This is a genomic window from Acidaminococcus nyctereutis (assembly GCF_052216985.1).
Lineage (GTDB): Bacteria > Bacillota > Negativicutes > Acidaminococcales > Acidaminococcaceae > Acidaminococcus > Acidaminococcus fermentans_A.
This window is the reverse complement of record NZ_JBQOUY010000005.1, coordinates 107,778-117,072: the sequence shown is the minus strand read 5'-3', so window position 1 is coordinate 117,072 and position 9,295 is coordinate 107,778. Positions and strand designations below refer to the sequence as shown.

12 protein-coding genes are annotated in these 9,295 nt (G+C 53.7%); 11 read left to right on the top strand and 1 reads right to left on the bottom strand.

Annotation, left to right across the window (positions count from 1 at the left end; all coding sequences use genetic code 11):
* Positions 1-119, top strand: a 119-nt coding sequence (locus tag ACTUHY_RS04565; protein ID WP_337928722.1) for a transposase, incomplete at its 5' end; no start/stop codon positions are given.
* A 121-nt stretch (positions 120-240) separates the two neighbouring features.
* Here the strand turns inward: ACTUHY_RS04565 and ACTUHY_RS04560 are convergent.
* Positions 241-1,266, bottom strand: a complete 1,026-nt coding sequence (locus tag ACTUHY_RS04560; protein ID WP_442826745.1) for a branched-chain amino acid aminotransferase — start codon at positions 1,264-1,266, stop codon at positions 241-243.
* Between the two features lie 203 nt (positions 1,267-1,469).
* Here ACTUHY_RS04560 and ACTUHY_RS04555 point away from each other — a divergent pair, with 203 nt between their 5' ends.
* From ACTUHY_RS04555 to ACTUHY_RS04510, 10 genes are all read left to right on the top strand, one after another.
* Positions 1,470-2,468 (top strand): elongator complex protein 3, encoded by a 999-nt coding sequence (locus tag ACTUHY_RS04555; protein ID WP_442826744.1) that lies wholly within the window; start codon positions 1,470-1,472, stop codon positions 2,466-2,468.
* Positions 2,449-3,642, top strand: coding sequence for an alanyl-tRNA editing protein (locus ACTUHY_RS04550; protein ID WP_442826743.1), 1,194 nt, complete (start codon positions 2,449-2,451; stop codon positions 3,640-3,642). The genes ACTUHY_RS04555 and ACTUHY_RS04550 overlap by 20 nt, the downstream gene beginning before the upstream one ends.
* Before the next feature lie 376 nt (positions 3,643-4,018).
* Complete coding sequence (gene rpsB / locus ACTUHY_RS04545) at positions 4,019-4,768, top strand: 30S ribosomal protein S2 (protein WP_278674746.1); 750 nt, start codon at positions 4,019-4,021, stop codon at positions 4,766-4,768.
* A 42-nt stretch (positions 4,769-4,810) separates the two neighbouring features.
* A complete protein-coding gene (gene tsf, locus ACTUHY_RS04540) occupies positions 4,811-5,692 on the top strand; it encodes a translation elongation factor Ts (protein WP_442826742.1) in 882 nt (293 codons plus the stop codon).
* Positions 5,693-5,893: 201 nt separating this feature from the next.
* Positions 5,894-6,619 carry a UMP kinase gene (gene pyrH, locus ACTUHY_RS04535; RefSeq protein WP_442826741.1) on the top strand — a complete coding sequence of 242 codons (726 nt, stop codon included), beginning with the start codon at positions 5,894-5,896 and terminating at the stop codon, positions 6,617-6,619.
* On the top strand, positions 6,620-7,183 hold the full coding sequence (gene frr, locus ACTUHY_RS04530; protein ID WP_278674749.1) for a ribosome recycling factor: 564 nt from the start codon (positions 6,620-6,622) through the stop codon (positions 7,181-7,183).
* Positions 7,183-7,431, top strand: coding sequence for a hypothetical protein (locus ACTUHY_RS04525; protein WP_442826750.1), 249 nt, complete (start codon positions 7,183-7,185; stop codon positions 7,429-7,431). Before frr ends, ACTUHY_RS04525 begins: the two co-directional genes overlap by 1 nt.
* The gene (locus ACTUHY_RS04520) at positions 7,415-7,588 is read left to right on the top strand and encodes an indolepyruvate ferredoxin oxidoreductase subunit alpha (protein WP_012938723.1); all 174 of its coding nucleotides are present in this window, start codon (positions 7,415-7,417) and stop codon (positions 7,586-7,588) included. The genes ACTUHY_RS04525 and ACTUHY_RS04520 overlap by 17 nt, the downstream gene beginning before the upstream one ends.
* Before the next feature lie 66 nt (positions 7,589-7,654).
* The gene (locus ACTUHY_RS04515; RefSeq protein WP_442826749.1) at positions 7,655-8,446 is read left to right on the top strand and encodes an isoprenyl transferase; all 792 of its coding nucleotides are present in this window, start codon (positions 7,655-7,657) and stop codon (positions 8,444-8,446) included.
* A 12-nt stretch (positions 8,447-8,458) separates the two neighbouring features.
* Positions 8,459-9,289 (top strand): phosphatidate cytidylyltransferase, encoded by an 831-nt coding sequence (locus tag ACTUHY_RS04510; RefSeq protein ID WP_278674751.1) that lies wholly within the window; start codon positions 8,459-8,461, stop codon positions 9,287-9,289.
* Positions 9,290-9,295: the final 6 nt, after the last annotated feature.

The following is a 9,295-nucleotide window of genomic DNA, read 5'->3' as shown; positions in this document are numbered from 1 at the left end:
GTTTTACGGAAGGAATGAACAATAAGATTAAGGTGTTAAAGAGAGTAGCATTTGGTTTTCGCAACTTTGAACGATTCCGTTCTCGGATTTTACTGCTTTCGATGGTGAAATTAAAATAAAAACAGACATGAGCAAAAATCGCTCACGTCCGTGTGTGGTAGATGAATTGGAGCTTACCCCAACATTTGACAAAGAACCATAAAAAAACTGCTGCGCTTGGCAGCAGTTTTTTTATGTGTTTTATTTCACTTCGTGGATCCAACCTTCCGGGCCTTCGATTTCGCCCATCTGGATGCCTCTCAGGGTCTTGTACAGTTTGGTCAGCACAGGGCCCATTTCGTCCATCCCGCTGGGGATGCAGATTTCTTTGCCGTGGTCTACGATCTTGCCAACCGGGCAGATGACGGCAGCAGTGCCGCACAGGCCGGCTTCAGCAAATTCGCTGACTTCGGAGAATTTCACCGGCCGATGTTCCACTTTCATGCCCAGCATATCCGTTGCGATGGAAATCAGGGAACGGCGGGTGATGGAGGGCAGGATGGAGTCGGATTTCGGAGTGACCAGGGTACCGTCTTTCTTGACGAACAGGAAGTTGGCGCCGCCGGTTTCTTCCACATAAGTACGGGTGCCAGGATCCAGGTACATGTTTTCATCGAACCCATTGTTATGGGCGGTGATGTAGGCATGGAGGCTCATGGCATAGTTCAGGCCGGCTTTGATGTGGCCGGTGCCATGGGGGGCTGCACGGTCGAAATCAGATACGCAGATGGTGATGGGTTTTACGCCGTTCTTGAAATAGGATCCAACAGGGGTCCCGAACAGGCGGAACTGGTATTCGTCAGAAGGCTTTACGCCGATGACCGGGCCAGTAGCGAACAGATACGGGCGCAGGTACAGGGCACCGCCGCTTTCAAAAGGAGGAATGTAATCTTTGTTGGCACGGACGACTTCGTCTACGGCTTCCAGAAACATTTCTTCGGATACAGGAGGCATTTCCAGACGTTTGGCGGAATCGATCATCCGTTTTGCGTTCTGGTCAGGACGGAAGGTGACCGTACGGCCATCTTTGGTCTTGTAGGCTTTCAGGCCTTCGAAGACTTCCTGGCAGTATTGCAGGATGCCGGCACATTCATTGAGGACGACGTTGGCATCGTCGGTGAGGCCGCCTTTACCCCATTTTCCGTCTTTGAAATTGGCTACATACCGTTGGGCAATGGGCTGATAAGCAAAACCCAGTTTGGACCAGTCGATGTTTACACTTGACATACAAACCCCTCGTTTCTTTTTTCAAGCTCATGTTACAAAATGAATTTTGTATACTTAATAATATTAATCATCTGCAATGCTTTTGTCAATGGAATATTAGAATTTCCGATGGTGTGCCCTTGAGAGTTGAATCATTTGGTACAGAAAGGGTATAATACGAAAAGTATCTAGCAGCAGAACCTTTGTGAAAGGAGCCCATCCTGATGATTCTTCCTGTATTTATCCCCCATGCCGGGTGCCCGCACCAGTGTATCTTCTGTAACCAGAGGACCATCAGCGGAGAAAAGGACAGCAGCCTGGAAGGAGCCAGTCGGCAGATGGAAGCTCTCTTGAACTGGGTCCGTCCAGATCCCACTAATGAATTGGCCTTTTATGGCGGATCCTTCACCGCTCTGCCTCTGGACCGGCAGAAAAAACTCTTGGATCTGGCAGAAGGCTGGCGGGCTAGGGGATTGTTCGGATCGCTGCGGCTGTCCACCCGGCCGGATGCCATTACCCCTGAAATCCTGGCACTGCTCAGGGCCCATGGGGTAGAGACCATCGAACTGGGAGCCCAGTCCCTGGATGACCGGGTCCTGGAGATGGCTGAGAGGGGCCATACTGCAGCCCAGATCCATAAGGCATCTCAATTGATCAAAGAAGCTGGCTTCCAGCTGGGGCTCCAGCTGATGGTGGGACTGCCGGGACAGGGCACGGAAAGCCTGGACGGGACCTGCCGGCAGGTGGTGGCCATCCATCCTGATCTGGTGCGGATCTATCCGGTCCTGGTCATTGCGGGGACGCCTTTGGCAGAGCTGTGGCACCAGGGGAGATACCGGGCCCTGACGGTGGAAGAGGCGGTGACTGCCTGCTGGCCGCTGTACCAGGCTTTTACGGGAGCTGGAATCCGGGTGATCCGCATGGGCCTCCAGCCAGACCGGGAACTGTGTGCACCGGGACATATCTTGGCAGGGCCTTTCCATCCGGCATTTGGAGAAAAGGTAAAGAGCTGGGGCATCGGGCAGCAGGTGCTCCAAAAGATTGCAGAGCAGCCCCGTGGGAATTATAATATGGTTATCACCTGTCCGGACAGGCTGGCCTCCCTGGTGCGGGGCCAGCACCGGAGCAATGTCCGCCTGTGGGAACAGACGGGCAAGGTCCGGGTCTTTTTCCAGACAGGAGAAACCTTCGAGGTGATATTCCATGACAGAAAAACTCTATGAAAACGATTCTCTGCTCCGGAGCTGCCAGGCGGTAGTCCAGAGCTGTGAAAAGAAAGAGGACCATTATGAAGTGATCCTGGATCGGACCGTGATCTTTCCGGAAGGGGGCGGGCAATTGTCCGACCAGGGATGGCTGGATACGGTGCCGGTCTATCATGCGTCTGAAGACGGGACCGAGGTGCGCCACTGGACCCGGACTCCCTTGGAACCGGGAAAGACCGTAGCCGTGAAGCTGGACTGGCCGGTACGGCTGGACCGGATGCAGCAGCACTGCGGAGAGCATATCCTTTCCTACGCTTTTTGGAAAACCTGCGGGGCCAATAACGTAGGCTTCCATATGAATGAAGACAGTGTGTTCATCGACCTGGACCGGGAAATCGATGAAGAAACGGCCCAGAAGGCCGAATGGATGGCCAATGAATGTATCTGGGCCAATGAACCCATTACTTTGCATTACGTGGATTCCACAGAGCTGGGCAAATTCCCCCTGCGGAAAAAGAATGAAAGACTCCGGGGCACCGTGCGCCTGGTGGATATCCACAACGGAGATATCTGCACCTGCTGTGGCACCCATCCTCCTTATACGGGCATGGTAGGGTCCATCCAGATCCTCCGGTACGTTCGGCATAAGGGCGGCAGCCGGGTGGAATTCCTCTGCGGGAACAGGGCCCTCCGGGAAATGCACAAACGGAACCGGATCCTGGAAGATACCAGCAATTTCCTTTCGGTTAAAGCAGAAGAAGTCCTGCCGGCTGCAGAAAAACTCCATCAGGAAATCACAGAGCTGCGGGGACGGGTACGGGAAAAGACCCAGGAACTGATCCAATTCCAGCTGCCGGATCGGCTGGCTCAGGCTCCAACCTTGAAAAATGGGACCCGGCTCTTGGTACTGACCCTGGAAGGATCAGCGGCAGACGGGAAAAGTGCCATGAAACTGGCCAGCGCCCAGCCAGGAGTACTGGCAGCGGTCTTCACCAAAGACGGCGATAAAATCCTGTACCAGTTCGCTTTGAGTGAAGGAGCGGAAGGGGACTGCAAAGCCTGCTGTGCCAAAGCCAATGCCCTGTTCGCAGGCCGGGGCGGCGGACGGCCCCAGAGCGCCCAGGGCGGCGGCACCGCCGGGGCGGACTGGGAGGAAAAAGTCCGGGAACTGGCGGAGGAAATCCAAAAATAGTCTGTAAGCTGGTAAGGGGCTGGTGCGCCCGCAACAGCCTGTCATACGTCATACGTCGATGGAAGCCAGCTTTGCTGGCACTGAACGCAGGGAAAAACGTTGAATTCCCTATTGGGGTTCACCATTTCAAAATCAATTTGAAAAAATTGATTTCCGAAAGCGTATGACGTATGACGTCTGGCCTATGACGAAGGGGGTTGCTGCACGAAAGGTGCAGCAACCCCCTTGCAACTTTTGTAACAAATATGATATAATTTCATTCAGCTGTGAAAGCACAGCTGTCGAAAAACACACGCAGAGTCAGGACGCGGCTGTCCTCCTTAAGGGAGGTTAAGCGAAAAATGATCTGCGGAGGAAAAAACAGGAGGAAACAAAAATGGCAATTGTCTCTATGAAACAACTTTTGGAAGCTGGCGTACATTTCGGTCATCAGACCCGCCGTTGGAACCCTAAGATGGCTCCTTACATCTTCACCGAACGGAACGGCATCTACATCATCGATCTGCAGAAGACCGTGAAAAAGGTGGAAGAATGCTATAACTTCCTGCGTGAACTGGCTGCTCAGGGCGGCACCGTGCTGTTTGTCGGCACCAAGAAACAGGCCCAGGCTGCCATCAAAGAAGAAGCTGAACGCTGCGGCATGTTCTATGTGAACGAAAGATGGCTGGGCGGTATGCTGACCAACTTCAAGACCATCCAGACCCGGATCAAGAGACTTCACGAACTGGAAAAAATGGAAGAAGAAGGCACTTTCGATGTACTGCCTAAGAAGGAAGTCATCGTCCTGCGCCATGAAATGGCCAAACTGGAAAAATACCTGGGTGGCATCAAAGATATGAAGAAACTGCCCAGCGCTCTGTTCGTCATCGATCCTCGGAAGGAACACAACGCCATCATGGAAGCTCGGAAACTGCACATCCCCATCGTGGCTACCGTGGATACCAACTGCGATCCTGATGAAGTGGATTACCTGATGCCTGCCAACGATGACGCCATCCGTGCCGTCCGCCTCTTGACCAGCAAGATGGCTGATGCTGTCCTGGAAGGCAAAGCCAGCGCTGTGGATGAAGAAGCCGTTGCTGCTGAGGAAGCTGCTGCTGAAGAAGAAGCTAAGGACGCTGAATAAGCCGTCCTTTCCCAATTCCATAAAGTTACAGGAGGAATACTGATGGCAATTACTGCTAGCATGGTAAAAGAACTGCGTGAACGTACTGGCGCCGGCATGATGGACTGCAAAAAAGCCCTGACCGCCACCAACGGCGATATGGACCAGGCAATCGACTACCTGAGAGAGAAAGGCCTGTCCAAGGCTGCTAAGAAGGCCAGCCGTGTGGCTGCTGAAGGCCTGGTAGAAGCTTATGTGGACGAAGCCAGCAAGGTGGCTGTCCTGGTGGAAGTCAACTGCGAAACCGACTTTGTGGCCAATACCGATGAATACAAAGGCCTGGTACTGAGCGTCGCTAAACATATCGCGGCTCATAAACCGGCTGATGTGGCTGCTCTGAATGAACAGACCTTCGAAGGCACGGACAAGAAAGTCAGCGAAGTGATCACGGAAGCCATCGCTAAGATCGGTGAAAAGATCGATATCCGGCGGTTTGCTGTGTATGAATATGGCAATGATACCCTGGGACACTACATCCATGGGGCCGGCAAGATCGGCGTCCTGGTAGAACTGGAAGGCGGAGATGCGGAAGTGGCTAAGGATGTGGCTATGCACATCGCAGCTGCCAACCCGTCTTATCTGGACCGGACCCAGGTCCCTGCCAGCGAACTGGATCATGAAAAAGAAGTCCTGGCTGAACAGGCTAAGAATGAAGGCAAACCTGAAAAGATCATCGAAAAGATGGTGCAGGGCCGTATCCAGAAATTCTATAAGGAAATCTGCCTGGTGGATCAGGAATTCATCAAAGATCCGGATAAATCCATCAGCACCCTGCTGAAGGAACACAATGCCAAAGCAAAGAGATTTGTCCGCTTCCAGCTGGGCGAAGGCATTGAAAAGAAACAGGAAGACTTCGCTGCTGAAGTCGCCAGCTTCGTAAAATAACACTCTTGCAAGGGGCTCTCGCTTGTGCGGCAGCCCCTTGTTTTTTGGGGCATTTTAGATTCAGTCTTGCAGGAAAGATAAAATTCACCTATAATGATAAGGAACGGACAGATGCTGGGCAACTGGATCTGACGGAGATCATCAGAGCGGGTGTATGGCTTCTTGTTCAAGATCTGCGGAACTCTGTGGGAGGTACTGTCAGTGTCGGGTAAAAGAAAGTTCAAACGCGTAATTCTGAAACTCAGTGGGGAAGCCCTGGCCGGTGAGAAAGGCTATGGAATCGATCCCAAGACGGTGGATGCCATTGCGGCACAGATCCAGGACGTCCGGGAAAGCGGTATGGATGTGGCTGTGGTCAACGGCGGCGGCAATATCTGGAGAGGATTGGCTGGCGCCTCCAAAGGGATGGACCGGGCAACGGCCGATTATATGGGGATGCTGGCGACCGTGATCAACTCCCTGGCTTTGCAGGATGCCCTGGAAAACCGTGGCGTACCTACACGGGTACAGACGGCCATCGAAATGAGAGCCATCGCGGAACCTTATATCCGTCGGAGAGCTGTCCGGCATCTGGAAAAGGGCCGGGTGGTGATCTTTGCAGCTGGCACGGGCAATCCGTATTTTTCTACGGATACCACGGCTGCTCTGCGGGCGGCTGAAATCGAAGCGGATGCCATCCTGATGGCCAAAAAAGGTGTGGACGGCGTGTATGACAGTGATCCGGCCGTCAATCCCACGGCTGTGAAATTCGATCATCTGGAATATATCGAAGTCATTCAAAGAAATCTGGGTGTCATGGATTCCACCGCAATCAGCCTGTGTATGGATAACCATATTCCCATCGTAGTCTTCAACATCGACGCCGAAGGGAATATCCTGAAGGCTGCTTCCGGTGAGGAAATCGGAACCCTGGTAGGAGGATTCTAAATGGCAACATTGGAAGAACTGCAAACCAAGACCCAAGAGAAAATGGATAAAGCGCTCCAAGCGCTCCGGAATGAACTGACCAATATCCGTACTGGGCGGGCTACGCCGTCCCTGCTGGATCAGGTCAAAGTGGACTATTATGGGGCTCCCACGCCGGTGACCCAGGTAGCCAACGTCTCTGTCCCGGAACCTCGTATGATTGTGATCCAGCCCTGGGACCGGAGCCTGCTCAAGACCATTGAAAAGGCCATCATGACCTCTGACCTGGGCTTGAATCCGAATAATGATGGCACCGTGATCCGCCTGAACCTGCCTCTCCTGACGGAAGAACGCCGGAAGGAACTGGTAAAAGTGGTCAATAAAAAAGGCGAAGCCAGCCGGGTGGAAATCCGGAATATCCGCCGGGATTTCAATGACGCTGTGAAAAAACAAGTCAAAGCTAAGGAAATCACGGAAGATGATGCCAAGGACGCAACGGATTTTTCCCAGAAGCTGACGGATAAGTACACTAAGAAAATCGATGATGTGCTGGCCCAAAAAGAAAAGGAAGTCATGTCGGTGTGATGACGGCATCTCCCAAGGCACCCGATGTTCTGGCGCGGCCCCTGGCACTGGCTTTGGAAAAGCTGGAGGCAGCCGGCTGGCAGGCAGAAATCGTCCGGGCAGAGCCTTATTTCCACCATCCTGCGCAAGTCTGGCATGATGGTTCTGCTTATGTCCTTAAGCAGACTGTTGTGTCTGACCATAAATTACAAATAATTGTTGGTTGCAAATTCGAAGGGAGGTGTACTGACAATGGCACACAAAATTAACCAAGACGAATGCATCGGCTGCGGTTCCTGCGCTGGGACCTGCCCGGTAGGTGCAATCGCTGAAGACAACGGCAAGTACAAGGTTGACGAAGCCAGCTGCATCGATTGCGATGCTTGCACCGGCGCTTGCCCGGTTGGCGCTATCAAAGCTGAATAAGCTTTCTGGCGTTGTTGCGCAGCCCGCGTAAGCAGGCTGCGCAAATTTTTTTATAGGGGTATGCCAATGCTGAAAAAACTCTTAGGCCTCACTTCCAAACCGGAACCCATCCCGGAAATCGACGGGGTGGATACCTCCATGCTCCAACCGGATCTGATCCCCCGCCATGTGGCCATCATCATGGACGGCAACGGCCGGTGGGCCAGAGCCCAGGGAAAACCCCGGACCTTCGGCCATGCAGAGGGCGCCCGGACTTTGCGGCGGATCGTGAAGTTCGCGGATCATCTGGGCATCAAAGCCTTGAGCGTCTATGCCTTTTCTACGGAAAACTGGAAACGGCCCATTACGGAAGTCCGCTTCATCATGGATCTCCTTTGCCAGTATCTGACCAGTGAACTGGAAGAATTCAATCAATATAACGTCCGTATCCGTTTCATGGGCTCTCGAGAGGGGCTGCCTGCCATTGTCCAGGAAAAGATGGATCATGCCCTGGACGTGACAAAGGACAATACGGGAATCATCCTGAACATCGCAATCAATTACGGTGGCCAGCGGGAATTGGTGGAGGCTGTGCGGGAAATCGCCGGCTCTGTCCAGCAGGGGACCCTGGCACCGGATGCTATAAATGAAAAGACCATCGAAGGACACCTGTATACCCGGGGACTGCCGGCACCGGATCTTTTGATCCGCACCGGGGGCGATTTGCGGGTGAGCAATTTCATGCTCTGGCAGATCGCCTATTCGGAATTCTGGACCACCCCTGTTTTCTGGCCGGACTTTTCCGAAGCCCTGCTGACGGAAGCGGTGTCCAGCTATCAGAAACGGGACCGCCGGTTCGGTGGCCTGAATCAGAAATAAGAGGCGCTGACTATGGGACAGAGAATACGGACGGCCATTGTGGCCATCCCTATCGCATTGTTATTGATTAAGATGGGGGGCCTGCTGTTTGCCCTGGGAGTACTGCTCCTGGGACTGGTGGGCTTCCGGGAATACCGGAATATGCTGACCCGGGACGGGATCCAGGTGTACCGGGCCACAGGCCTTCTGGGTACGGCTCTCCTGATCGGAGCAGCCGGGCTGGGGAAACCGGATTGGCTGCTGCCTCTCGTCACCCTATTTTCCCTTTTGGTGCTGTTGGAGGGGCTCTATTTCTATGCCCAGGGCTATTTCCCGGAAAACACCGGCCTGACCTGTATGGCTCTCGTGTACCTGGGATTGCCTTTTGCCCATTTCATCCTGCTCCGGGAACTGACCGGTCCTCTCCACACCATCCCCGTCTGGGGGACGGTGAGCCTGGGAGAAGCCCTGCTGTGGACGGTGATGTTCGCCACCTGGGCCAGTGACACCTTTGCTTATTTCGGGGGACGGGCCTTCGGGAAGACCAAACTGCTCCCCAAGGTGAGCCCCAAAAAGACCCGGGAAGGGGCCCTGTGCGGTTTCATCGGCTGCGTGGCCACTGTGTGGCTCTTAGGTTCCCTGTGGCTTCAATATCCCTTGGTACCGGTGCTGCTCCTGGGGGTGGGCATCGGATTCTTCGCTCCCCTGGGAGACCTGGTGGAAAGCATCCTGAAACGGTCCTGTGACATCAAGGATTCCGGCAATTTCTTCCCTGGCCACGGGGGTGTGCTGGACCGGTGTGACAGCCTGATTTTCTCGGTGCCTTTTGCCTATTATTTCATTACCTTGTGCCTGTTGGGCTGAAGGAGG

Bases quoted from the DNA above. Each gene is read 5' to 3' on its own strand.
- ACTUHY_RS04550 (WP_442826743.1), top strand. From the start codon at position 2,449: ATGACAGAAAAACTCTATGAAAACGATTCTCTGCTCCGGAGCTGCCAG.
- ACTUHY_RS04560 (WP_442826745.1), bottom strand. From the start codon at position 1,266: ATGTCAAGTGTAAACATCGACTGGTCCAAACTGGGTTTTGCTTATCAG.
- ACTUHY_RS04515 (WP_442826749.1), top strand. From the start codon at position 7,655: ATGCTGAAAAAACTCTTAGGCCTCACTTCCAAACCGGAACCCATCCCG.
- rpsB (WP_278674746.1), top strand. From the start codon at position 4,019: ATGGCAATTGTCTCTATGAAACAACTTTTGGAAGCTGGCGTACATTTC.
- ACTUHY_RS04510 (WP_278674751.1), top strand. From the start codon at position 8,459: ATGGGACAGAGAATACGGACGGCCATTGTGGCCATCCCTATCGCATTG.
- ACTUHY_RS04520 (WP_012938723.1), top strand. From the start codon at position 7,415: ATGGCACACAAAATTAACCAAGACGAATGCATCGGCTGCGGTTCCTGC.
- tsf (WP_442826742.1), top strand. From the start codon at position 4,811: ATGGCAATTACTGCTAGCATGGTAAAAGAACTGCGTGAACGTACTGGC.
- ACTUHY_RS04525 (WP_442826750.1), top strand. From the start codon at position 7,183: ATGACGGCATCTCCCAAGGCACCCGATGTTCTGGCGCGGCCCCTGGCA.
- frr (WP_278674749.1), top strand. From the start codon at position 6,620: ATGGCAACATTGGAAGAACTGCAAACCAAGACCCAAGAGAAAATGGAT.
- ACTUHY_RS04555 (WP_442826744.1), top strand. From the start codon at position 1,470: ATGATTCTTCCTGTATTTATCCCCCATGCCGGGTGCCCGCACCAGTGT.